Annotated in this window: 20 protein-coding genes; 19 read left to right on the forward strand and 1 reads right to left on the reverse strand. The window is 48.1% G+C overall.

Annotated features, from left to right (window positions below):
• Window positions 1–26: 26 nt before the first annotated feature.
• Window positions 27–236, reverse strand: coding sequence for a hypothetical protein (locus H8730_RS05020; RefSeq protein WP_177713582.1), 210 nt, complete (start codon window positions 234–236; stop codon window positions 27–29).
• 352 nt (window positions 237–588) lie between these two features.
• On the opposite strand from H8730_RS05020, the gene H8730_RS05025 reads away from it, so the two are divergent.
• The 19 genes from H8730_RS05025 (at window position 589) to H8730_RS05115 (ending at window position 24051) form a co-directional block, all read left to right on the forward strand.
• Window positions 589–1992: a 2-isopropylmalate synthase gene (locus H8730_RS05025; protein WP_177713593.1), complete on the forward strand. Its 1404-nt coding sequence runs from the start codon at window positions 589–591 to the stop codon at window positions 1990–1992.
• Window positions 1993–2023: 31 nt separating this feature from the next.
• Window positions 2024–3952 carry an aconitate hydratase gene (locus tag H8730_RS05030; RefSeq protein WP_177713592.1) on the forward strand — a complete coding sequence of 643 codons (1929 nt, stop codon included), beginning with the start codon at window positions 2024–2026 and terminating at the stop codon, window positions 3950–3952.
• Between the two features lie 10 nt (window positions 3953–3962).
• Window positions 3963–5120, forward strand: a complete 1158-nt coding sequence (locus H8730_RS05035; protein WP_177713591.1) for an isocitrate/isopropylmalate family dehydrogenase — start codon at window positions 3963–3965, stop codon at window positions 5118–5120.
• 42 nt (window positions 5121–5162) lie between these two features.
• Window positions 5163–5846, forward strand: coding sequence for a GntR family transcriptional regulator (locus H8730_RS05040; protein ID WP_177713590.1), 684 nt, complete (start codon window positions 5163–5165; stop codon window positions 5844–5846).
• Window positions 5847–6331: 485 nt separating this feature from the next.
• Window positions 6332–7081: a YveK family protein gene (locus H8730_RS05045; protein ID WP_249289513.1), complete on the forward strand. Its 750-nt coding sequence runs from the start codon at window positions 6332–6334 to the stop codon at window positions 7079–7081.
• Window positions 7056–7802, forward strand: a complete 747-nt coding sequence (locus H8730_RS05050; protein WP_177713588.1) for a CpsD/CapB family tyrosine-protein kinase — start codon at window positions 7056–7058, stop codon at window positions 7800–7802. The genes H8730_RS05045 and H8730_RS05050 overlap by 26 nt, the downstream gene beginning before the upstream one ends.
• A 27-nt stretch (window positions 7803–7829) precedes the next feature.
• Window positions 7830–8510, forward strand: a complete 681-nt coding sequence (locus H8730_RS05055) for a CpsB/CapC family capsule biosynthesis tyrosine phosphatase (protein ID WP_177713587.1) — start codon at window positions 7830–7832, stop codon at window positions 8508–8510.
• Window positions 8511–8555: 45 nt separating this feature from the next.
• Complete coding sequence (locus H8730_RS05060; protein ID WP_177713586.1) at window positions 8556–9632, forward strand: LCP family protein; 1077 nt, start codon at window positions 8556–8558, stop codon at window positions 9630–9632.
• Between the two features lie 99 nt (window positions 9633–9731).
• Window positions 9732–10376, forward strand: a complete 645-nt coding sequence (locus H8730_RS05065) for a sugar transferase (RefSeq protein ID WP_177713594.1) — start codon at window positions 9732–9734, stop codon at window positions 10374–10376.
• Window positions 10377–10471: 95 nt separating this feature from the next.
• Window positions 10472–13531: a fucose pyrophosphorylase domain-containing protein gene (locus H8730_RS05070; protein ID WP_177713585.1), complete on the forward strand. Its 3060-nt coding sequence runs from the start codon at window positions 10472–10474 to the stop codon at window positions 13529–13531.
• Window positions 13532–13646: 115 nt separating this feature from the next.
• Entirely contained in the window at window positions 13647–14897 is a 1251-nt protein-coding gene (locus tag H8730_RS05075) for a nucleotide sugar dehydrogenase (protein WP_177713584.1), read from the forward strand.
• Between the two features lie 40 nt (window positions 14898–14937).
• Entirely contained in the window at window positions 14938–16005 is a 1068-nt protein-coding gene (locus H8730_RS05080; RefSeq protein WP_177713583.1) for an NAD-dependent epimerase/dehydratase family protein, read from the forward strand.
• Window positions 16006–16054: 49 nt separating this feature from the next.
• Window positions 16055–17323, forward strand: a complete 1269-nt coding sequence (locus tag H8730_RS05085; RefSeq protein WP_249289515.1) for a glycosyltransferase family 4 protein — start codon at window positions 16055–16057, stop codon at window positions 17321–17323.
• A 12-nt stretch (window positions 17324–17335) separates the two neighbouring features.
• Window positions 17336–18172 (forward strand): glycosyltransferase family 2 protein, encoded by an 837-nt coding sequence (locus tag H8730_RS05090; RefSeq protein ID WP_177719703.1) that lies wholly within the window; start codon window positions 17336–17338, stop codon window positions 18170–18172.
• A gap of 2 nt (window positions 18173–18174) precedes the next feature.
• Window positions 18175–18957 (forward strand): glucose-1-phosphate cytidylyltransferase, encoded by a 783-nt coding sequence (rfbF, locus tag H8730_RS05095; RefSeq protein WP_177719702.1) that lies wholly within the window; start codon window positions 18175–18177, stop codon window positions 18955–18957.
• The gene (gene rfbG, locus H8730_RS05100; protein WP_177719701.1) at window positions 18957–20015 is read left to right on the forward strand and encodes a CDP-glucose 4,6-dehydratase; all 1059 of its coding nucleotides are present in this window, start codon (window positions 18957–18959) and stop codon (window positions 20013–20015) included. Before rfbF ends, rfbG begins: the two co-directional genes overlap by 1 nt.
• A 33-nt stretch (window positions 20016–20048) precedes the next feature.
• The gene (gene rfbH / locus H8730_RS05105) at window positions 20049–21392 is read left to right on the forward strand and encodes a lipopolysaccharide biosynthesis protein RfbH (RefSeq protein WP_177719700.1); all 1344 of its coding nucleotides are present in this window, start codon (window positions 20049–20051) and stop codon (window positions 21390–21392) included.
• Between the two features lie 21 nt (window positions 21393–21413).
• Window positions 21414–23123, forward strand: coding sequence for a thiamine pyrophosphate-dependent enzyme (locus H8730_RS17845; RefSeq protein ID WP_177719699.1), 1710 nt, complete (start codon window positions 21414–21416; stop codon window positions 23121–23123).
• 13 nt (window positions 23124–23136) lie between these two features.
• A complete protein-coding gene (locus tag H8730_RS05115) occupies window positions 23137–24051 on the forward strand; it encodes an NAD-dependent epimerase/dehydratase family protein (protein ID WP_177719698.1) in 915 nt (304 codons plus the stop codon).
• Window positions 24052–24073 lie beyond the last annotated feature (22 nt).

A 24073-nucleotide genomic window follows, 5' to 3' on the forward strand; every position in this document is an offset into this window, starting at 1 on the left:
GTTCTTCCAACTGCATTACAGTGGGATTACTTGCATCCGCAGCTTGTGGAGCAGTTGTTGCAACCGCATCCGTTGTTAAGGCCAAAGAGTCCATTGCCATTGCAATTGCCGCAGAACAGAAGCAGAATCAAAATCCAGCACCAGTTGTCTCCACATCCATTGCCACACCCACAGCCGTCGTTAGAGAACAGAGAGAAAAGAATGATCAGAAAGAAAATGTTATTTTGGCAACACATAATTGCCGCCTCCTTGAATGATAATTTCAAAAGCGGGAAGCTCTCTGCCGAGGCTCATTGCCAGGGCTTTTCGCCGAGGTCTATCGCCTTTGATACTATAAGGTATTCTGAAAAGGGGGGAGGGGTGAAGAGTTTTTATAAATTTTTCTGCGATTTTTACTTGACAAAAATGGTATAATTGTATACAATCTAAGTCAATACGAGAAATCAAAGAAAGGAAGCGCTTTTGACGGGCCGGTAGGGTGGTCAGCGGTTTGTGCGGAGCACTACAAATCGCTCGGATGGCGGAAGAGAAACCGCCCTCGTGAATTTCCCTTCGCCCTGTCGCTAGCGTGCCGGAATGGAGGTTACAATGGAGGACAGGGATTTCATAAATGAATTAGAGATCAACCCCAGTACAAATTTGCTGGAGCGGTCACAGTTTGAATATAGCCTTCAGGATGTAGAGGAGCCGAATCTATACCGGATGCTGTTCAATTATTCGGAGGTTCCGAAATTGATTTTCAACCGAAGGTTAGTTCCCATGGGGATGCCAGAACAGATTTGGATTACGGACACGACCTTCCGGGACGGACAGCAATCCAGGGAACCGTACACGACGCAGCAGATTGTGGATCTCTTTGACATGCTGCATCGTCTGGGCGGACCCAATGGGATCATTCGCCAGAGCGAGTTCTTCTTATATAGCCAGAAAGACAGGGATGCGGTGTATAAGTGCATGGAGAGAGGGTACGAGTTCCCTGAGATTACAAGCTGGATACGGGCTTCCAAAAAAGACTTTGAGATGGTAAAGGAGCTGGGGATGAAGGAGACCGGAATCCTGGTCAGCTGCTCTGATTATCATATTTTCTATAAGCTGAAAATGACGCGCAGACAGGCGATTGAGCACTATATGAGAGTGATCACCGAGTGTATTGAGATGGGAATCCGGCCTCGCTGTCATTTCGAGGATATTACGAGGGCCGATTTCTATGGATTTGTCGTTCCCTTTGTGTTACAGCTCTCCAAACTCATGAAAGAATCCGGCGTGCCAATCAAAATTCGGGCCTGTGATACCATGGGATACGGTGTTGGAATTCCAGGTGTTGCCCTGCCGCGGAGCGTTCCGGGAATCATCTATGGTCTGCGGCATCATGCCAGAATTCCATCGGAGCTGATTGAATGGCATGGACACAACGACTTCTACCGAGCGGTGAGCAATTCCACGACAGCATGGCTGTACGGCGCATCTGGCGTGAACTGTTCCCTTCTGGGGATCGGAGAGCGCACTGGCAACTGCCCCATTGAAGCCATGGTCATTGAGTATGCACAGCTGCGAGGCACCCTGGACGGCATGGATACCACGGTGATCACAGAGATCGCAGAGTATTATGAAAAGGAACTGGGGTACCGGATCCCCCCCCGAACCCCCTTTGTGGGAGAGGACTTCAATGTGACCCGGGCTGGCGTCCACGCTGACGGACTTCTCAAAAATGAAGAGATCTACAATATTTTTGACACAGACCTCTTGCTGAACCGGCCGCCGAAGGTAATGGTCAGCAATACATCCGGCGCATCCGGCATCGCCCACTGGCTCAACAGCCATTTCCGCCTCAAGGGGGAAAATGCTTTTGACAAGCAGGATCCCATTGTGATAGAATTAAAGGGTTGGGTTGACAAAGAATATGAAGAGGGCAGAGTGACGGCGATTTCTGACGGTGAGCTGGAGGAGTTGTCCCTGGCGCTGGCGGAGAAACAGGGCCGTACCATAGGATGAGCTGCCCGCAACGAAATAAGGAGGAATCGGTATGGGAATGAATGTTGCACAGAAAGTAATTTCAGCGCACCTGGTGGAAGGCAGGATGGTTCCGGGGGAGCAGATTGGGCTTCGCATTGATCAGACGCTGACCCAGGATTCAACGGGGACTATGGCCTATCTGCAGTTAGAAGCCATGGGCGTCGATCAAGTGAAAACCAAGCGGTCTGTTGCCTATATTGACCACAATATGCTGCAGCAAGGGTTTGAAAACGCGGATGATCATAAATATATTCAGACGGTGGCGAGCAAGCATGGAATCTACTTCTCCAAGCCAGGCAATGGAATCTGTCATCAAGTCCATTTGGAGCGCTTTGGCGTGCCGGGCCAGACGCTGTTAGGTTCTGACAGCCACACAACCACGGGCGGTGGAATCGGGATGTTGGCCATGGGCGCCGGCGGTCTTGACGTAGCCGTAGCCATGGGTGGTGGCACGTACTATATCAATATGCCTAAGATCGTAAAGGTGGAATTACAGGGAAAACTCCAGCCTTTTGTCTCGGCAAAGGATGTGATTCTGGAGGTCCTTCGCCGCCTGAGCGTTAAGGGCGGAGTCGGCCGAATTGTCGAGTATACAGGCGAAGGAGTCAAAACGCTGACAGTGCCGGACCGCGCCACAATCACCAACATGGGAACCGAATTGGGCGCGACCACATCGATTTTCCCTACGGATGAGATGACAAAGACATTTTTGGAGGCCCAGGGACGGGGGGATGTCTACGTAGAGCTTCAGCCGGACGCCGATGCCACCTATGATGAGGAGATTACCATTGATCTGGAGGCGCTGGAGCCGCTGGCGGCTCTGCCCCATAGCCCGGATAACGTAAAGAAAGTGAAGGAAGCGGAGGGAATTAAGGTCGATCAGGTCGCCATCGGCAGCTGCACCAATAGCTCCTATCTGGATATGATGCGGGTTGCGCGCATTCTAAAAGGAAGGACAGTCCCGGCGGAAGTCAGTCTGGTCATTGCGCCCGGCTCCAAGCAGGTGCTGACCATGCTGGCGGAGAATGGAGCTTTGGCGGACATGATCGACGCAGGAGCCAGAATTCTGGAGTCTGGGTGTGGGCCCTGTATCGGCATGGGGCAGGCGCCGGCGACGGGCGCGATCTCTCTGCGGACGATCAATCGAAACTTTAAAGGTCGCTGCGGTACGGCTTCCGCGGGAGTCTATATCGTCAGCCCGGAGACGGCGGCTGTGAGCGCGCTGGAAGGAAAGCTGACGGATCCCCGCACCTACGCGGACCGTGTGGATTTATCCGTCCAACTGCCTGAGAAGTTCTTTGTCCATGACAATATGCTGATCCCGCCCTCAGAGAATCCGGAGACGGTGGAGGTAATCAAGGGACCCAATATTAAAGATTTCCCTGTGAACGAGGCTCTCGGGGAGACAGTCGAAGGTAAGGTTCTGATCAAGGTGGAGGACAATATTACCACAGACCATATCATGCCTTCCAATGCGAGCCTGCTGCCCTTCCGTTCCAATATTCCGCACCTCTCGAATTTCTGCCTGACCCCCTGCGATCCAGACTTCCCAGCCAGAGCCAAAGCCAACGGCGGCGGATTTATCGTGGGAGGCGACAACTATGGACAGGGTTCCAGCCGTGAGCACGCCGCGCTTGTCCCTCTGTATCTAGGCATCAAGGCGGTTTTAGCTAAAAGCTTTGCCAGAATCCATAAAGCGAACCTGATTAACAGTGGAATTCTGCCGTTGGTCTTTGAGAATCCTGAGGACTATGATGCGTTGACGTTGATGGAAGATTTGATCATCGAGAACGCCATCCAGCAGGTCAAGAGCGGCCGTGTCGCGGTTAAAGATGCCAAGAGCGGCCAGGAAATGGCATTTCGCATCGAACTGACAGATAAGGAACTTCAGGTTCTATTGGCAGGCGGAAAAATCAATTTTATCAGACAGGCACAGTAGGAGGGTAATCATGGGAAAATATGACTTGTTTTTACAGCGGTTTGAACAGCTATTAGAACAGCAGGACGCGCGAGTACAGCGGCTAAAGAGTGAAGGCGATTTTATCGACTACAAGTCTCTGGATAAGCTGATTATCGGCGTCATCGGCGGAGATGGGATTGGCCCCATGATCACAAAGCAAGCGCAGCGGATTATGGAATTTTTGCTGAAAAAGCCGGTGGAAGAGGGAAAGATTGAGATCCGGACCATTGAGGGGTTAACCATTGAAAACCGTGCGGCCTGCAATAAAGCCATACCGGACGATGTGTTGGCAGAGATCAAAAAATGCCATGTCCTGTTGAAGGGGCCGACCACGACGCCGCAGAAGGGCGATCCCTGGCCGAATATTGAGAGCGCCAATGTGGCCATGCGCAAAGAGTTGGATTTGTTCGCCAATGTTCGTCCTGTCAAAGTTGAAGAACAAGGGATCGACTGGACGTTTTTCCGGGAAAATACGGAGGGAGCCTATGCCCTTGGAAGTCAGGGGATGAACATCACCGAGGATTTGGCCTTTGATTTTAAGGTTATCACCTCCCCTGGCGCAGAGAGAATCGCCCGTGCTGCCTTTGACTTTGCCGATAAAAATGGAAAGACCCGGGTTACGGCAGTGACCAAGGCCAACGTGATCAAGACGACAGACGGCAAATTTTTGGAGGAATGCCGGAAAGTGGCGGCGGAATATCCGCACATAACCTTTGATGAGTGGTATATCGACATCATGACGGCGAAGCTTGTGGACGAGAAGCGCCGCAAGGACTTCCAGGTTGTGGTGCTGCCCAATCTGTACGGCGATATCCTGACAGATGAGGCCGCCGAGTTCCAGGGCGGCGTGGGTACAGCGGGCAGTTCCAATATTGGCAAGCGCTACGCCATGTTTGAGGCAATTCACGGGTCTGCACCGCGGATGGTCCGGGAAGGACGCGCGCAGTATGCGGATCCCTCCAGTGTGATTCGCGCGGCGGCAATGCTGCTGGCCCATATCGGGTACGCTGAGGAGGCGGATAAGTTGTATGCAGCCCTTGATATTTGTGGCAACAGAGAGCGAAAGCTGGTCATGACAGGGCGGGACGACGGCGCCACGGGAGAGGAATTCGCGGATTATATTATGGCGACCATCGAGACGATGTAACCGTCTGCTTGCGGGGTAGGCAGGACAAGGAGGATATAGGACATGGACGCAGGCTATTCGGATTCTCTTCCGGCGGGTACGAATTTGACCACCAGGGTATATGCCCAAATCCGCAGCGATATTTTATCCGGCCGATATTCCATCGGGGAAGCGGTAACCGAATTAGGACTAGCAAAAGAACTTCATGTGAGCCGCACGCCGGTGCGGGAGGCTCTCCGTCAGCTGGAGTTGGAAGAGCTGGTGGAGATCACGCCCAACAAGGGAGCGGTCGTCACAGGGATCACAGCGGAGGATATCCAGGATATCTACGAGATCCGGTCGCTCATCGAAGGAATGGCCGCTGAGCGCGCCGCAAAGGAAGCGACGGACGAAGACATCGCGAAGCTGACGGAAATCGTAGATTTGACCCGATTTTATCTGGAGCGAAAGAATTATGATCAGCTCAAGACCATGGATGGACAGTTTCATCAGCTGTTGTACAGCATGTCCAAAAGTAGGATGCTGAAACATATTCTGCGGGATCTTCACAACTATGTGGGCCGCACGAGAGGAGCATCACTGAAAAGCGAAGGCCGTGCGCAGAGCTCATTGGAGGAACATCAAGCGGTGCTGGACGCAATCCGCAGCCGCGATGGAGAACTTGCAAAAGAGTGTATGACGCGCCATGTGAACAATACAGCGAAAAATGTTTTAAAGCACCATCTCCAGAGCCAGCAAGGAGAGTAATGGAAAATCCGTCGCAAGTCAAACTTTTTTGGTACAAGGATTTTGAAATTTGATAGTGACTGTAAAAACCCCCATAGAAATCGAATTGTCTATGGGGGTTTTTTAATTTGCCAATTTTTTCATAAAGCTAAGTATTTTACGAAAAATAGCCTTTCTTCTTTCTTTTTTCGCCATTTATTTTGATATTACCAAAATCGTGACCAGGTATACTTGAATGACGCTCTGCGAGATGAAGCATTGGTTATAACCGGATTGTTAAGAATTTGCTTTGAGAATTTGACCAATTTTTTGACCACAAATACTCTTACAAAACGTGTTTTGGCGTCCTTTGAACGACAAATTTTGTATAATAAGACAAGAAAAATTGACAAAGACCTTTCGATGCAGTATAATAAACCAAAGATAGCAATAGATAGGAATTTCACATTGCAATTTGAGGTTCGTAAAATACTTAGTTTTACGAAAGAAGTAAACAGGAGTTGACTATGCAAATGAAGGACATGACAGATGAGACAGAGATCAGCCTGCAGGAGATAGCTGGAATTCTGCTGCACTGCCTTTGGCTGATTGCCGGGGCTACGATTATGGGCGCCCTGATAGCATTTTTGCTGACGAAGGCCTTTATCACGCCCCAATATGCGGCCTCCGCCTCTCTATATGTATATAATACAGATAACCGTGAGAGCATCACCCAAAGCGATATCACCACATCGCAGAAGCTAGTTGAGACCTACATCGTCATCATGCAGAGCGACGCCGTTCTCAATCAGGTTGCGGAGGAGTCAGCGCTAGGATATTCAGCGAAAGAAATCAAGGAGATGTTCTCCGCCTCTGCCATCAACAACACAGAGGTTTTTCAGATTGTCATCAAGAATCCGAATCCAGAACATGCGCAGTTGCTGGCGAACACATTCCTAAAGGTGGCGCCGTCAGAGATTATTCGGGTCGTCAAGGCGGGTTCCGTGGAGACTGTGGACGAAGCAGCCCTGCCGACTTCGCCAGTTTCACCGAATACAGTGCGCAATACACTCATTGGCGGTTTGCTGGGACTCCTTCTCTCCGCCGCCATTGTGGTGTTAAAAGAGTTTCTCGACACCACAATCAAGACGGCTGAGGATATCAAGAAGCTTACAAGCATACCGATTATCGGTGTGATTCCGACAATTAACGCCGTCAATGGAAAGAAAATCACAAATGGGAGATCGACCAATGGGACTAAATCGTTCAAATCATAAAAAAAAGCAGAAGGCAAAAACACGGCCAAACCGGGGCATGATGCTCAGTGATAAGACGGATTTTGGCGTGGTCGAGGGATACAAAGCCGCGCGGACAAATCTGATGTTTCTCGGCGGTGGAGAGAAGTGTCCCGTGATTGCGTTCACAAGCTCCATTCCTGGAGAAGGCAAGACTACCACCTGCATTAACATGGCGATTACCTTTGCGCAAGCAGGGTTTAAGACATTGCTCATCGACGCCGATATGCGGAAGATCCAGCTGTACCATTATTTCAGCGTACCGGCGAAGCCAGGGCTCAGTGAAGTGTTGGCGGGGCTGGAGGATGTGCTGCCAATCCACGATACGCCGTATGAGAATTTAAAGCTGATGACAGGGGGAACGATTCCGCCGAATCCAGCCGAATTGCTTATGTCAAAAAAGATGGACGAGATGTTGGAAACCTTGCGTGTTGACTATGATTATATTTTTATCGATACGCCGCCGGTGTTGGCGGTGACGGATGCGGCGGCGTTAGCTCCCAAGGTGACAGGGCTGGTGATGATGTCTCGCCAGGACTATACGAAAACGGAAGATATTCGGCTGGCCCTGGAGGATCTAAATCGTGTGGGAGCAAAAGTTGTGGGGATTTTGTTTAATGGGTTTAACGCCGAAGCTCATTCCTACAAATACAAGGGAGACTATCACTATCGATATTATGAGTCTTATGAGGCGAAGCGATAGCCACGCCGAGAAAAGGAGGGACGCGGAGTGTATGTGGATTTTCACGCCCATATTTTGCCGGGAGCAGACCACGGAAGTCCGGACCTTGCACATTCTCTGAGACAGCTTTGGGCAGCGAAGAACGTGGGGGTGGATACGATTGTCGCGACCCCGCACTTTTATCTGGAATCAGGCCATACGGCGGAAGAATTTCAGAGCCGGCGGGACCGGACCTATGAGGCGCTTGTTCAGTCGAACACGACGGGGATTCGGATCATCAAAGGCGGAGAGATCCATCTGAGCTATGATTTACCGACGCTAGAAGGCTTGGAGCAGCTGACCATCGAGGGGACGAACTGGATTCTATTGGAGATGCCGAGAGGTATATGGCAGAATTGGATTGCCGACGCCATCGGGTACATCGAGTCGGCGCGGAAGCTGCGGGTGGTCATCGCCCACATCGACCGCTATGAGAAATCCATGCAAGAGAATCTGCTGGACATGGGGTATGGGATCCAGGTGAATGCGGAGAACATCTGCAACCGGCTTCAGCGGCGAAAGCTGTGTAAGCTTTTCAAGACGGGACAGGCCCATCTCCTGGGCAGCGATGTACACACCGATCCGGTTCAATCCTATGGATGGTTCCAGAAGGCAGTCAAGATATTGGGGCAAGATGGAGAAACCGCTATGGAGACGGCTCGCTCCATCTTAGATGAAATACCATCCTAGATGGAATTCCATCTAAGATGGAATACAAGAATAGTGGGGGAAACGATGGATACTAATACAAAATCACAGAGAAGAAAGAAGAAAATGCCTGTCTGGGCCAAAATCCTGCTCATTCTTCTCATCGTCATGGCTCTTATAGCAGGCGGCGCCTACGGCTATGTGCGGTATACTCTCAGCAAAATGCATAGAGTTGACCCAAAGCAGGAGGCAAAGATCGCCCCCAATGAGGAATTTTTTGAGGTAGATGAAAGTCTTCCCAGCGAGACGGAAGTCCCGCACCTGAATCCGGATGAGATTGTGTGGGCCAATGCGGACCCGGATGTGATGAAGGACCGGGATGTGGTGAATATTCTTCTCATCGGCCAGGACCGGCGGGAGGGCGAGGGACGGCAGCGCTCTGATTCCATGATCTTGGCCACCATCAACAAAAAGAGCCAGAGCATCTACTTGACTTCCTTCATGCGGGATATGTATGTTCCAATCCCAGGGTACAGCGACAATCGAATCAATGCTGCCTACGCTTTTGGCGGAATGGATCTGCTCGACGACACCATTGAGACGAATTTTGGAATTCACATCGATGGAAATGTGGAGGTCGATTTCAGCGGATTTAAAACCCTGATCGATATGATGGGGGGGATCGACCTCTATCTGAGTCAGGCGGAAGCGGATTATATCTGTGGCCGTAACCGGAATGTCCTGTATCCTCAGGCGGAACGGCCAGATTGGGACTTATCGGAGGGGATGAATCATCTCACAGGGGAGCAGGCTCTCATTCATGCCAGAAACCGGTCCATCGGCAATTCTGATTACAGAAGAACCGAGCGCCAGAGAGAGGTCTTGATATCTGCCTTTACTGCGATGAAGAGCTCCGACCCCATTACACTGGTGGCACTTATCAACGAGGCGATGCCTCTTTTGACGACGGATATGGAGTCCAGCCAGATCCTGGGGTATGCAATGGAGATCTTAACCATGGGGGTTGACGATGTGCAGTCCTTCCGTATTCCTGCAAACGGGATGTACTCGTCGGCGGTCATCCGAAAGATGCAGGTGCTAGTTCCGGATTTGAATCAATGTCGAGCGTACCTGAGAGAGATTTTGTACGGAGAGGCAGGCTAAGGATTACACAAGGAGGGGACAATGGTGGAACGACATGTGGATGAGTCCTGGCCAGGAATCCAGTTGGATACTCTTGCACGGGTGGAGCCCAATGAAGGAATGGGCCTGAGTGACTGCCGGGAACCGTTTGAAACAAAGAGAGCGTACCAGTTTGGGAGACGGGCACAGGATATTCTCTTTTCTGCCCTGGCTTTGCTAGCGCTGGCGCCCTTTATGCTGCTTTTGGCTCTCATCATCGTGATCGATAGCCCGGGTGCTGGGCCAATTTTTGTGCAGGAGCGTATCGGAAAGAATGGAAAATCCTTTCGCTTCTTTAAGTTCCGGTCCATGGTACCGCAGGCGGAGGAAAAGCTGGGAGAGTTGCTCAAGGATAACGAGATGGACGGCCCGGTGTTCAAGATCAAAGAAGATCCGCGGATCACGCGGATTGGTAAGTTTATTCGAAAGACCGGCATCGATGAACTGCCGCAGCTGCTCAACATTTTAAAGGGGAATATGAGCCTCGTGGGGCCGAGGCCGGCGCTTCCCCGGGAAGTTGAGCAGTATGACGAGTTTGATCGGAGACGCCTGTCTGTGAAGCCGGGTTTGACTTGTTACTGGCAGATTCAACCCCATCGGAATTCACTTAGTTTTGAAGAGTGGATGGAACTGGATCAGAAATACATACGGGAGCGCAGCTTCTGGGTTGACTGGAAAATTATTTTTGGGACCGTCAAAGCTGTGGTGACCATGCAGGGGGAATGAGGCTGGTGCAGTTTCGAACGGGAGGATTTTTTCCTCGCGCTATCGGTCAACCTTGAGACCTAAATTTCAGCGACTGACAATAAGGAACAGCATATATGAACTATACCTATAAAACGATTAAAAATTTGTTTCTTCAGCAGAGCTATCTGGATTCCTGGGAAGATTATGTGAGAAGTCTCCGAAAAACTTCTTTTATAAAGTGGGACTATATTATCCTGACAGCTTCCAATGAGGAGCAGGCAGCAAGCTACCGACAACAGCTACAGTACCGGCTGGATAGAAAACTTCTGCCGGATTCTACAAAATATGCTGTGCTCCCCGACCCGGATGGAAAGCGCGTTGGCTCCGGCGGCGCTACCTTCAACGTGCTTCGGTATATTGCGGAACAGGAAGCCTCTGTTTCCCTAAATCCTTTTCATAATAAGCGAATCCTGGTGATTCATTCTGGTGGGGACAGCAAACGAGTTCCCCAGTACTCGGCTTGCGGAAAACTGTTTGCACCAGTCCCGCGTGAGCTGCCCAACGGCCAAGCGTCTACCCTCTTTGATGAATTTATCATCGGGATGTCAGGGGTGCCAGGGCGGATTCAAGAGGGGATGCTTGTCGTATCTGGGGATGTCCTTCTGCTTTTCAATCCGCTACAGATTGATTTTCAGTTTCGTGGCGCCATGGCCATATCCATCAAAGAACCAGTGGAGACCGGAAAGAATCACGGGGTCTTCTTAAGTGACGGAAAGGGGTACGTGGATCTGTTTTTGCATAAGCAGTCGGAGGAGCATCTGAAAAGACTTGGCGCGGTGAATGAACAAGGCAATGTGGATCTTGACACCGGTGCCATCGCCCTGGATGCCCATATGCTGAATGCGCTCTACTCTCTCCTCTGTACGGATCATACAATCGATAAGAGGAAATATCAGGCCTTTGTCAACGAGAGAGCGCGGCTTAGCTTTTATGGGGATTTTCTGTACCCCCTGGCTAAGAGTGCGACGTTAGAGCAGTATTGCCGAGAGGCGGCGGAAGGCACGATTTGTCAGGAGCTTCTCGATTGCAGGAGACAATTATGGGATGTGTTACAGGGGTTTTCCTTAAAGTTGCTTTGCCTTTCTCCGGCAGAATTTATCCATTTTGGAACCACCAGGGAACTGGCGGCACTGGTTACGGAGGGGGTCAACAGCTATGCATTCCTTGCATGGAAACACATGGTCATGACCAATGCAGAATTGGGCGGGACCTGTGCTGTGCACACCAGTCGGATCGATCATGGCGCTGTGATTGGCGACGGCACATATATAGAAAACTCTGTCATTTCCCATGATGTCGAGATCGGCAGAGGATGCGTTATTTCCAATGTGGATTTGGATCATGTGGCAATCCCGGACTGCGTTGCACTTCATGGCCTTGTTCTCAAGGATGGGAAGTATGTTGTCCGGATTTACAACGTATTGGATAATCCTAAGGGGAAGTTAGAAGACAATGCCGGATTTCTCGGCACAACATTATCCGCATTTTTGGAGACCTATGGCTTACTGGTCCAGGACCTGTGGCCGGACCAGGAGCCCTACCTGTGGTTTGCCAAATTGTACCCGGTCTGTGACACCATGAGGGAAGCCGTTGCAGCGGCACTGGATGTATACCGTTTGGCGGCGGGCTCTCCCCTTTCCCCGGACACCTTGCTGCACTGGAGACAATCCAGGCGCACAAGCCTTTTCGAAAGTTTTAATGAAGCCGATGTACAAGCGATTATACCCAGAAAACAGCGCCTGGAGGAACAGATTCTTGTAGCCCGCTTCCTAGACGCCATCCAAAGACGGGAATCAGTTCAGGACGCTCTACAGATTTTTGGGGATGAGGGCATTGATGAAGCCAAGTATGCGCTGCTGATGGAAGAAGCGGAGAAGAAGCCTTTTGAAGCCAAGATTCGAATTTATTACTATCTGTCACGGTACCAGAAGATGAAAAAGAAAAAGCTTAGCGGGCATGGGTACGATTATCTGGAATCGCTGTGCTTCCATAGCATACGTCAGGCCATCACAGACGAAGCAGTGCAGTATATCCAGGACAGTAGTTCCTATACGATCGCAAAAGATTGTGTGAGTATAGAGCTTCCGGTCCGTGTGAACTGGGGGGGAGGCTGGACGGATACACCGCCTTATTGCAATGAGCACGGTGGCCTTGTATTGAATGCCGCCATAAGGCTGAACGGAGAATTGCCGGTTCATGTGGAAGTGAAAAAACTGGATGAATTGGTGGTTCGGTTTGAAAGTACCGACATTGGGGCAAGCGGGCAAGCGCTTTCGGTGGAGGACATTCAGAACTGCGCGAATCCCTATGATTCCTTTGCGCTCCATAAAGCAGCCCTGATCGCATGTGGGGTTATTCCAAGGAAAGGGAATGCGGACCTGACAGAAGTGCTTCGAAAGCTTGGCGGGGGCATTCAGCTGTCTACCTGGGTGGTGGGCGTGCCGAAGGGATCCGGCCTGGGCACCAGCAGTATCTTGTCGGCGGCCTGTGGGAAAGCCCTTTTTGAATTCATGGGACGGAAAATTGACGATGCCTCCCTGTACAGCCTTGTGCTTTGTATGGAACAACTGATGAGTACCGGAGGCGGCTGGCAGGATCAAGTTGGTGGGTTGACCAGTGGTATCAAGTTAATCCGTACAAAACCGGGACTCTGCCAGGATATTGAGGTGCAGCCGTTGAAGATCCCGGCAGAAACGATCGCAGAGCTACAAGAGCGATTTGTCCTGATTTATTCCGGGCAGAGGCGGCTTGCGAGAAATCTGTTGAAGGACGTGGTGGGCGGCTACATCGGAGGGCGCTCGGAGAGCATTGAGGCGCTGCATGAGATGAAACGGCTCGCCGTGCTGATGCAGTTTGAGCTGGAGCAGGGAAATGTGGATGCCTTTGCAGAGCTCCTGGACCGGCATTGGGAACTGTCCAAGCAGCTGGACAGTGGCTCTACGAATACCTGCATTGATCAGATCTTCCTGGCGTGCGACGATCTGCTTGAGGCGAGATTTATCTGCGGTGCTGGCGGCGGTGGCTTCTTACAGGCGGTGCTGAAGAAGGGTGTGAGTAGGGAGAGACTGTCCGAGAGACTGCGAGGGGTTTTCCAGGATAGTGGCGTCGACGTTTGGGATTGGGAGTTTGTGTGAGTTGCGGGATGCTGGCTAGAAGAAGGATTCAGTGAAGATCAGATGGTATCAATCCCACAGTGATTATAATAGATACCACTATCAGTTTAGCTAAGAGAGACGAGGAAAACAAACTATGGATAAGAAGTATACGATTGCTGTAGCAGGGACTGGCTATGTTGGCCTTTCATTGGCTGTTCTTCTTGCGCAGCATCATACTGTATATGCGGTGGATATTATTCCTGAAAAAGTGGAGCTAATTAACAACCGAAAATCTCCGATTCAGGATGACTATATCGAACAATATCTCGCTGCGAAAGATCTGAATTTGACCGCAACACTTGACGCAAAGCTCGCATACAGTAATGCGGATTTTGTTGTGATCGCGGCACCTACAAACTATGACTCGGCTACGCAACACTTTGACACGTCTGCCGTGGAAGCCGTAATTAAGCTGGTTATGGAGTGTAACCCAGATGCTGTTATGGTTATTAAGTCTACGATTCCGGTGGGTTACACAGCAAGCATTCGAAAGAGGACATGTTCTAAGAATATAATCTTTAGCCCTGAATTTTTAAGAGAGTCAAAGGCATTGTACGACAACCTGTATCCCAGCCGGATTATCGTCGGTACGGATATGAATGATGAGCATCTGCTAAATGCGGCTCATACGTTTGCTGGGTTACTCCAAGAAGGCGCCATCAAGGAAAATATCGATACGCTGTTCATGGGCTTTACGGAAGCCGAAGCTGTGAAGTTATTTGCAAACACCTATTTGGCCCTTCGTATTTCCTATTTCAATGAACTGGATACATATGCAGAGATGAAGGGGTTGAACACGCAGCAGATCATTGATGGTGTTTGCCTTGATCCTCGCATCGGGAGTCACTACAACAATCCGAGCTTCGGGTATGGCGGATACTGCCTGCCAAAAGACACAAAGCAGCTGCTGGCAAATTATGGGGATGTGCCGGAGAACCTGATCCAGGCGATCGTTGATAGCAATCGGACGAGGAAAGACTTTATTGCTGACCAAGTCTTAAAAATGGCTGGCTGCTATGGCTATGAGGAAGATAACCAGTACAGCAAGAGCAAAGAAAAGCCAGCAACGGTTGGTGTGTACCGCCTGACAATGAAGAGCAATTCTGATAACTTCCGACAGAGTAGTATACAAGGGGTTATGAAGCGGATAAAAGCAAAAGGGGCAACTGTGGTGATCTATGAGCCCACGCTGGAAGATGGAAGTACGTTTTTTGGAAGTCTTGTGGTCAATGACCTGGAAAAATTCAATAGTATGTGTGATGCTATCATCGCCAATCGGTATGATAGTTGTCTGGATAATGTGAAAGATAAGGTGTACACGCGCGATATTTTTCGACGCGATTGAAAGGTGCAATGAAAGTTGTGCGAATGTATGAGGGGATCATATGCTGAAATCAAATGTTAATTTAAATCATAACACGATTCTGGTTACTGGCGCTGCCGGATTCATTGGTTCTAATTTAGTAAAAAGATTGTATGCGGATATGCAAGGCATAGCGGTCATCGGTTTGGATAACATGAATGATTACTACGATGTTCATTTAAAAGAGTATCGTCTTGCGCAGCTGGTGCAATATCCGAATTTTGTATTTGTAAAGGGAAATATTGCAGACAAACAGCTGATTGAAGAGGTTTTTACTGAATATAAACCGCAGGTGGTTGTCAATCTAGCGGCGCAGGCTGGAGTACGCTATTCTATCATCGCCCCGGATGCGTACATTGAATCCAATCTAATTGGATTTTTCAATATTCTGGAGGCGTGCCGGAATCACCCGGTGGAGCATCTGGTATATGCCTCAAGTTCATCTGTGTATGGCTCTAATAAGAAAGTCCCGTATTCCACAGATGATAAAGTGGATAACCCTGTGTCGCTTTATGCGGCGACCAAAAAGAGCAACGAGCTGCTAGCACATGCATATTCAAAGCTGTACAGCATTCCTTCAACGGGCCTGCGTTTTTTTACTGTTTACGGTCCAGCAGGACGTCCGGATATGGCGTATTTTGGCTTTACCAATAAGCTTCGCCGTGGCGAGACGATTCAGATTTTCAATTATGGAAAGTGCAAACGAGATTTTACCTATGTGGATGATATAGTCGAAGGTGTTGTGCGTGTTATGCAGCATGCGCCTGAGAAGGTGAATGGAGAAGACGGGTTACCTATCCCGCCGTATGCTGTGTACAATATTGGAAACAACAGCCCGGAAAACTTGATGGACTTTGTAGATATTCTGCAGCAAGAGTTGATTTATGCAGGCTTGCTGCCAGAGAACTACGATTTTGAGAGCCATAAAGAGCTTGTACCGATGCAGCCCGGCGATGTACCTGTGACGTATGCGGATACGAGTGCGCTGGAGCGGGACTTCGGATTTAAGCCGAGTACGAGCTTGCGTGAAGGGCTGCGGAAATTTGCACAGTGGTATAAGGCGTTTTATATTGATAACGCTGAGGGATGAAAAAAAGCGTCCTGGCTGTATGAGAATTGAATGAAGGGAACCCGAAGCAATGGATACAAGGAAGAAGCTTTTGATTTATGCCCATTACTATGTACCGGATGTGGCATCTACAGGTCAAATTTTGAGAGAATTGGCGGAAGGAATACTCGATGCCTTTGATATTACGGTCATTTGCGTCGTGCCCTCATATGAAGGTACGATTGCGTCGGCATATAAGACAAAGCTGTTTTATGAGGAGCAAATTGACGGGGTTCGCGTGCTACGTGTCCGGGTATCGGAGTTTACAAAGTCCAACAAGATGAGCAGAATCAAAAATATCCTCGGGTATTTCTTTGGGGCGATGGTAGCCACATTCAAAGTGGGGAAGCAAAATTATGTATTTTCCATTTCCCAACCGCCAATCCTTGGCGGTTTATTGGGGGTATGGGGCAAATGGATCAAGCGTGCCAAGTATATCTATAACATTCAAGACTTCAATCCAGAACAAGTCATGGCAGTGGGATACAGCAAGAACCCACTGATTCTAAAAGCGATGATATGGTTAGATAAGTTTAGTTGTAAGCAGAGCGATTTGGTTATTACAGTTGGTCGAGACTTAGTAGAGACGATGAATATACGGTTCAAGGGAAAGAAAGTGCCAAAGACGGTGATGATCAACAACTGGATTGACGAGAAGAAGATTTATCAGCTGGATAAAGATAATGAAGGTGTTGTTGCTTTTAAGAGGAAATATGGGCTGGAAGGCAAGTTTGTCATTATGTATTCAGGAAATATCGGGTTGTACTATGGTTTGGAGGACCTGATCACGGTAATAGAAAAATTTGAACCCGGAACAAAAACGAATGATGGACGAGACGTTATCTTCGCCTTTGTGGGTGCTGGTACTGTACTGGATAAGCTTGTAAAATATGTAGATAGGCATCATATGGATAATGTAACATTTATTCCCTATCAGGACAAGGCAAATTTGATTTACAGCCTAAATGCGGCCGATGTACACTGGGTTGTGAATGCGAAGGGTATAAAAGGAGTCTCTTGTCCGTCGAAATATTATGGGGTTGCCAGCTGCCAGAAAGCAATTCTTGCTGTTCTTGAGAAAGGTTCAGAAGTACATCTTATCATAGAGGAAACTCAGAACGGTTTGGTGTCTGAACCTGGTAATTGTAAGACTATTGAAGATAATATTCGTTGGTTCATTGAAAATGCTGACAGCGATGAGCTGGTTGCTATGGGGCAGCGTGGACGTGAAAATTTAGAACAGAATCTGACCAAGGATGTCAGCCTGGAAAAGTATAAGAATGCAATTCTGGGTTTGTGAGGGGAAGAAGAAATGTCAACAATTACGACAGTTACACTTACATATAACGAAGAAAAGAACATTGCGGAATGTTTGGAATCTGTAAAAGATATTGCTGACAGAATGATTGTGCTGGATGGTTGTAGCAAGGACAGCACGGTTGAATTGGCAAAGTGCTGTGGGGCAGAAGTGTATCAGAAGGATTGCGGATACTTCGATCGCTTTCAGTTCGGCATGGATAGCATCACCTTCGATTCTAATTGGATTTTGTTTATTGATGCAGATGAACGCCTGACAAAGGAGTCTCGAAGCGAGTTAAAATCGCTATGTGACCAGCATGTAGCATCAAACGTAAATGGAATTGTGGTCAAATACCGTATCGAGTTTATGGGCAAGTCGCTGAAGTACGGCGCTTCAACTTTGCGAAAGCTGCGGGTGTTTCGCCCTAAAACAGCGTTTATGGAAGATATCTTGCTCGACCAGCATATCCGACTGATCAGCGGTGAAATGGTTTATATGAATAGCTATTTACTGCATAAGGATTATAAGGGACTTGTGAATTGGTCACAGAAGCATGTGCAGTATGCCGAGTGGGCATCCAATGACTTCGCCCAGAAAAAAGAAGATGCTAAGGCTATAGAATTGTCAGGACTCGAAAGAAGTGCAAAGATCAAGAGAATACTTAAATATCGAGTTTATTATAAGTTGCCCTCTGGGCTAAGAGCATGGATGTATTACATATATCGTTACTATTTCCGACTTGGATTTTTAGATGGTAAAGAAGGAAAACTTTACGCATATTTTCATGCATATTGGTACCGTTACTTGGTAGATGCGATGTTATTTGAGAAGAGCAAAGGAGATAAGTAGCAATGAAAGCAGTTCTCTTGGCGGGAGGGTTTGGCACTCGTATTTCAGAAGAATCCATTTATAAGCCAAAGCCGATGATTGAAATCGGCGGTATGCCGATTCTGTGGCATATTATGAAACTATATGCAAGTTATGGTGTTCAAGACTTTATCATCTGTGCTGGCTATAAGCAGCATGTGATTAAAGAATGGTTTGCTGACTACTTTCTGCACAATAGTGATATTACGTTTGATTATACCAATGGTAAAAACGAGGTGATTGTCCACAATCAGAATTGCGAACAGTGGAGGATTACTGTGGTGGACACGGGTTTGAACACCATGACCGGTGGCAGGGTGAAGCGTATTCGCGAATACATTGAGGATGAATCATTCTTCCTGACATATGGCGATGGCGTGGCGGATGTAGATTTAGATAAAGAGCTTGTTTTTCACAAAGAGCATGGCAAGCTGGTGACCATGTCTGCATATAATGCTGGTCAGCGTTTCGGAGTATTGGATATTGACCCTGAGGGGCACATCACGGAGTTTCGTGAAAAGACTCGGGGGGATGGCAATATGATTAATATCGGCTATATGATTTGCAAACCGGAATTTATCGACTTAATCGACGGCGATGCCACTGTGCTGGAAAAGGAACCATTGGAGAAGGCGGCCAAGATGGGACAGCTTATGGCGTACAAGCACGAAGGCTACTGGCAGTGCATGGATACTGTAAGAGAGAAGGAACAGCTCGAAAAACTATGGGCCAGCGAAAAAGCGCCTTGGAAAGTGTGGGAAGACTAATGAGTTTTGATATATCATTTTATGGCGGAAAAAAGGTATTCATAACTGGCCACACTGGATTCAAAGGTTCATGGCTTTGTAAAATATTGGCGAATGTTGGAGCCATTGTTACGGGATACTCTCTAAATCCCCCGACGGAACCTTCCCTGTTTGAGATAGCCAAAATTGAACAGGATGTTCACTCTGTTATTGGTGACATCAGAGATTACAAAAAGCTGAAGAAAACTTTTCATGAAGCGCAGCCGGAAATAGTGTTACATCTTGCTGCTCAGCCGATTGTTCGGGATAGCTATAAAGATCCCCGATATACATACGAAGCGAATGTCATGGGTACAGTCAATATTCTAGAATGTGTACGTACCAGCAACTGTGTAAAGTCGTTCCTGAATGTAACCACCGATAAGGTTTACCTTAATAAGGAATGGGCATGGGGATATCGGGAAAACGATGAACTGGATGGTTATGACCCTTATTCTAACTCAAAATCCTGTTCCGAGCTTGTTACACATTCTTTCAAGAACAGCTTTTTTGCTGATGGAAGTGTGGCTATTTCTACCGCTCGTGCCGGTAATGTTATCGGTGGCGGTGATTTTGCCAATGATCGAATAATCCCGGATTGTATCCGTGCTGCAATCAATAAACAGGATATTTTTGTAAGAAATCCGTACTCGACGAGACCCTATCAGCATGTACTGGAGCCCCTGTATGTCTATCTGTTGATTGCAGCAATGCAGTATAAGGATTGCAGTTTTGCCGGTTATTACAATGTTGGACCGGATGAGCAAGACTGTTTTCAGACCGGAGCACTTGTCAATCTGTTTGTGAAACTTTGGGGTGATAACATAAATTGGATCAGCCGCTGTGATGGCGGTCCACACGAAGCGAACTTTCTGAAGCTGGATTGCTCAAAGCTCAGGGCGGCCTTTGGATGGAAGCCACATTGGACTCTAGATAAGGCCATTGAAAAGGTTGTGGAGTGGAGCAAATGCTGGATCAATGGCAATGATGTGAGGCATTGCATGGACAGGCAGATTGAGGAGTTTTTGCAAGATGGGTAGCGATGAGTAGAAGGATGTATGGAGGAAAGCAAAATGGGTAATTGGAAGAATGAAACAGAAGCACGTGAGCAGATCAAAGCCATGGTTGTCAACTATTATCATGATTTTAAGGAAAAAAAAGGAGAATTCAAGCCCGGCGATCGCATTAGCTATGCTTCCCGTGTGTTTGACGAAAAAGAAATGTGCAGTCTGACAGATGCTGTGCTTGATTTTTGGCTGACGACGGGGCGTTTCTCAGATCAGTTCGAGAAAGATTTTGCAGAGTGGATTGGTGTGAAGTATGCCCATCTAGTCAATAGTGGCTCTTCCGCGAATTTAATCGCGTTTTCTATATTGACGGCTCCTGAATTAGGAGACCGCCAGATTAAGCGCGGCGATGAGGTTATTACCGTTGCCTGCGGTTTTCCAACTACTGTGAACCCTATCCTTCAGTATGGTGCCGTTCCAGTTTTTGTCGATGTAACCGTACCACAGTATAACATTGATGTGACAAAGCTAGAAGAAGCTCTGAGCAATAAGACGAAAGCAGTTATGATTGCACATACTTTGGGCAATCCGTTTGATTTAGCTGCGGTGAAAACCTTCTGCGATAAACACAATCTATGGCTGGTGGAGGACAACTGCGACGCACTCGGAACCCAGTATACGATTGATGGAGTGACGAAATTTACGGGTACATGGGGTGACATTGGCACGAGCAGTTTCTATCCGCCGCATCATATGACCATGGGAGAGGGCGGATGTGTTTACACGGATAATCCGAAGCTGCATCGTCTGATTCTCTCCTATCGTGACTGGGGTCGAGATTGTATTTGCCCCTCTGGCCAAGACAATTTCTGTGGCCGTCGTTTTGATGGACAAAATGGTGAATTACCGCAGGGGTATGATCACAAATATGTATATAGCCATTTCGGATATAACTTGAAAGTAACAGATATGCAAGCAGCGGTCGGAGTGGAACAGCTAAAAAAATTCCCGGTCTTTGTTGAACGCCGCCGTCACAACTGGGAGCGTCTCCATGCGGCGCTGGAGCATGTCCAGGATAAAATTATCTTGCCAGAGCCTGCGAAGGATAGCCGCCCTTCTTGGTTTGGTTTCTTAATTTCCGTGAAGCCAGAGAGCGAACGGAAGCGCAATGACATCACAAAATATATTGAAGAGCGCAATGTTCAAACCCGTCTGCTGTTCAGTGGTAATCTAATCAAGCACCCCTGTTTTGATCAGATCCGAGGAACTGATGCATATCGAGTTGTAGGCGACCTTGATGACACGGATTTTATTATGAATAACACCTTTTGGGTTGGTGTGTATCCGGGAATGAGCGACGAGATGATCGACTATATGGCGCAGGTCATTATCGAGGCTATTAACCGATAAGTCAGAATAGGAGACGAATCAGTGAAAGCGTCTGATTATATTGTTGAATATTTAATTGGTAAAGGGATAACGGATGTGTTCGGATATCCGGGTGGCATGGTTACACATCTGATGGATTCATTCAGCAAGTATCAAGGGCAGATAGCCGCGCATGTAACATATCACGAGCAAGGGGCGGCGTTTGCCGCTTGCGGTTACGCACAGACAAGTGGCAAAGTTGGCGTCGCATATGCTACGAGCGGTCCGGGTGCTACGAATCTGATAACAGGCATCTGCAATGCGTTTTTTGACTCAATTCCAACACTTTTTATTACGGGGCAAGTAAATACGTTCGAAGCCAAGAATGAGATGCCGGTTCGACAACGTGGCTTTCAGGAAACGGATATCGTGTCTATGGTGAAAGGTGTCACAAAGTATGCAGCGAAGGTTGACAATGCAGATGGCTTGAAATGGCAATTGGACTTTGCTTTTGCCCAGGCACAATCTGGTCGCAAAGGACCGGTGCTTTTGGATATTCCGATGGATATCTTACATGCGGAGATCGATGCTGATCAAGTAAGCGTCTATGAGGCTAGTGAAATTCACGAGAGCACACTTGATGAATCAAGGATAGCGCAGATCAGGGAAGCCTTAAAACAAGCAAAAAGACCGGTTATCCTGTTGGGCAATGGCATCAAGATGGCAAATGCAGTAGCTGATGCCCGCAAGGTAATTGCTAAGCTAGGTATACCGACTGTGTCGACAATGATTTCTATGGATATTGTCAATGAGTCTGCGTTAAACTATGGATTCATCGGTGCTTACGGCGACAGAGCAGCTAACTTCATTGTAGCCAAGAGTGATTTGCTCCTCTCCCTCGGTGCAAGGTTAGATGTCCGTCAGGTTGGTGCTAAGCGTGAAAATTTTGCGCCCAATGCAACATTGATCCGGGTTGAAGTGGATGAAGGTGAGCTTGCATATCGGGTACATGACAATGAAGTTGCGATCTGTGCAGATGTGTCAGCAGTGCTTCGCGTTTTGAACGATATATGGGATAATATATTGCTCGATTACAGCGAATGGCTGGAGATTTGTAGTACCATTAGGTTTATGCTGGCTGGCATGGATAAACGGCTGCCGAACGAGATTGTCGAACAAATAAGTGAACACATTCCCAGCAATGCTGTAATAACTGCGGATGTTGGGCAAAACCAGATATGGGTTGCACAGTCTCTAAGGGTTAAAGAGCGTCAGAAGGTGGTCTTCTCTGGCGGGCATGGAGCTATGGGCTATTCTCTTCCAGCCGCTATCGGCTGTTACTATGCATCACACGGTCCGGTCGTCAGCTTCAACGGCGACGGTGGTATCCAGATGAACATCCAGGAATTGCAAACAATTGCACGGGAGAGATTGCCGATAAAGATTGTACTGATGAATAATTCCGCGCTGGGTATGATTCGTCATTTCCAAGAAATGTATTTTGGGGAAAACTATGTACAGACTGTGGCAACGGGGGGCTATACTGTGCCTGACTTTGGCGCGATTGCGAAGGCTTATGGAATTGAATACTACAAGATTGAGTCTGCTGATGATGTGAGGGCTAGCTTATTCGAAGGAGTGGCCCCTTGTTTGATCGAAGTGAGTATCAAGGAAAACACATATGTGTTTCCGAAACTTGAGTTTGGAAAGCCTAATCAAGATCAGGAGCCCTTAATGGACCGCGCTTTGTTTAACTATTTGAGTTCACTTTAATGGGGAAGATTGCATGAAAAGGAATGTTGTCATTACAGGTGCCACAAGCTTTATTGGCGTACATTTGATTAGAGAGTGGGCGAAGAGAGAATGCACGATTTATGCAATTGTAAGGCCTAACAGCAAGAATTTGAATCGCCTTCCCAACGAGACCTGTGTTCAGGTAATAGAGCTAGAAATGGTTGAGTATCAGGAGCTTCCAAAGCACATTAAAAGAGCGGATGTATTCTATCATTTAGCATGGGAAGGTGCCAGAGTACCTTATCGTGACAACGTGCAGATACAAAGAAACAATTATGATAGCGCTGTAAAAGCAATGGAAGCGGCGCATGAAATGGGTTGTAGTCTGTTCATTGGCTCCGGTTCTCAGGCTGAGTATGGAAAAACAGCCAGTCCTGTTGAGGAGAATGCTCCATGCAATCCGAACACCGCGTATGGCAAGGAGAAGTTACACGCCTGTGAGACCCTTGCAGACATGGCAAAGCAGTATGACATGAAATTTATCTGGACTCGTATCTTCAGTGTTTACGGAAAATACGATGATCCTGGAACATTGATTATGTCATCGATTGAGAAGATGAAGCGCAATGAATCCATTCAAGTGACAGCCTGTACACAACTTTGGGATTACCTATATGTTGAAGATGCCGCGAGAGCAATGGTGAAATTTGCGGAAGTCGATTGCGAAAACGGTATCTATAATGTTGCCAGTGGGAATATCAGACCGTTAAAGGAATATGTTGAGGAGATCAGAGATGTCATTGGCAGCGAGAGTTTGATTGAATATGGAGCGAAATCGTATGGCCCTGATGGGCCGATAGATTTGCAGCCTAATAATTCAAAAGTTGTAAAATCGCTGGATTGGAAAGTAGAGACAACATTTGCGGAAGGTATCAAAAAATGTGTAGGCGAGGAAGGATGTGAGTAACTAGTGAAGGTGTTGGAGATTA

The sequence above is a fragment of the Bianquea renquensis genome, from assembly GCF_014384895.1.
Taxonomy (GTDB): Bacteria; Bacillota; Clostridia; order Lachnospirales; family Bianqueaceae; genus Bianquea; species Bianquea renquensis.

Bases quoted from the DNA above. Each gene is read 5' to 3' on its own strand.
- H8730_RS05020 (WP_177713582.1), bottom strand. From the start codon at position 236: ATGTGTTGCCAAAATAACATTTTCTTTCTGATCATTCTTTTCTCTCTG.
- H8730_RS05025 (WP_177713593.1), top strand. From the start codon at position 589: ATGGAGGACAGGGATTTCATAAATGAATTAGAGATCAACCCCAGTACA.
- H8730_RS05030 (WP_177713592.1), top strand. From the start codon at position 2,024: ATGGGAATGAATGTTGCACAGAAAGTAATTTCAGCGCACCTGGTGGAA.
- H8730_RS05035 (WP_177713591.1), top strand. From the start codon at position 3,963: ATGGGAAAATATGACTTGTTTTTACAGCGGTTTGAACAGCTATTAGAA.
- H8730_RS05040 (WP_177713590.1), top strand. From the start codon at position 5,163: ATGGACGCAGGCTATTCGGATTCTCTTCCGGCGGGTACGAATTTGACC.
- H8730_RS05045 (WP_249289513.1), top strand. From the start codon at position 6,332: ATGCAAATGAAGGACATGACAGATGAGACAGAGATCAGCCTGCAGGAG.
- H8730_RS05050 (WP_177713588.1), top strand. From the start codon at position 7,056: ATGGGACTAAATCGTTCAAATCATAAAAAAAAGCAGAAGGCAAAAACA.
- H8730_RS05060 (WP_177713586.1), top strand. From the start codon at position 8,556: ATGGATACTAATACAAAATCACAGAGAAGAAAGAAGAAAATGCCTGTC.
- H8730_RS05065 (WP_177713594.1), top strand. From the start codon at position 9,732: ATGGGCCTGAGTGACTGCCGGGAACCGTTTGAAACAAAGAGAGCGTAC.
- H8730_RS05070 (WP_177713585.1), top strand. From the start codon at position 10,472: ATGAACTATACCTATAAAACGATTAAAAATTTGTTTCTTCAGCAGAGC.
- H8730_RS05075 (WP_177713584.1), top strand. From the start codon at position 13,647: ATGGATAAGAAGTATACGATTGCTGTAGCAGGGACTGGCTATGTTGGC.
- H8730_RS05080 (WP_177713583.1), top strand. From the start codon at position 14,938: ATGCTGAAATCAAATGTTAATTTAAATCATAACACGATTCTGGTTACT.
- H8730_RS05085 (WP_249289515.1), top strand. From the start codon at position 16,055: ATGGATACAAGGAAGAAGCTTTTGATTTATGCCCATTACTATGTACCG.
- H8730_RS05090 (WP_177719703.1), top strand. From the start codon at position 17,336: ATGTCAACAATTACGACAGTTACACTTACATATAACGAAGAAAAGAAC.
- rfbF (WP_177719702.1), top strand. From the start codon at position 18,175: ATGAAAGCAGTTCTCTTGGCGGGAGGGTTTGGCACTCGTATTTCAGAA.
- rfbG (WP_177719701.1), top strand. From the start codon at position 18,957: ATGAGTTTTGATATATCATTTTATGGCGGAAAAAAGGTATTCATAACT.
- rfbH (WP_177719700.1), top strand. From the start codon at position 20,049: ATGGGTAATTGGAAGAATGAAACAGAAGCACGTGAGCAGATCAAAGCC.
- H8730_RS05115 (WP_177719698.1), top strand. From the start codon at position 23,137: ATGAAAAGGAATGTTGTCATTACAGGTGCCACAAGCTTTATTGGCGTA.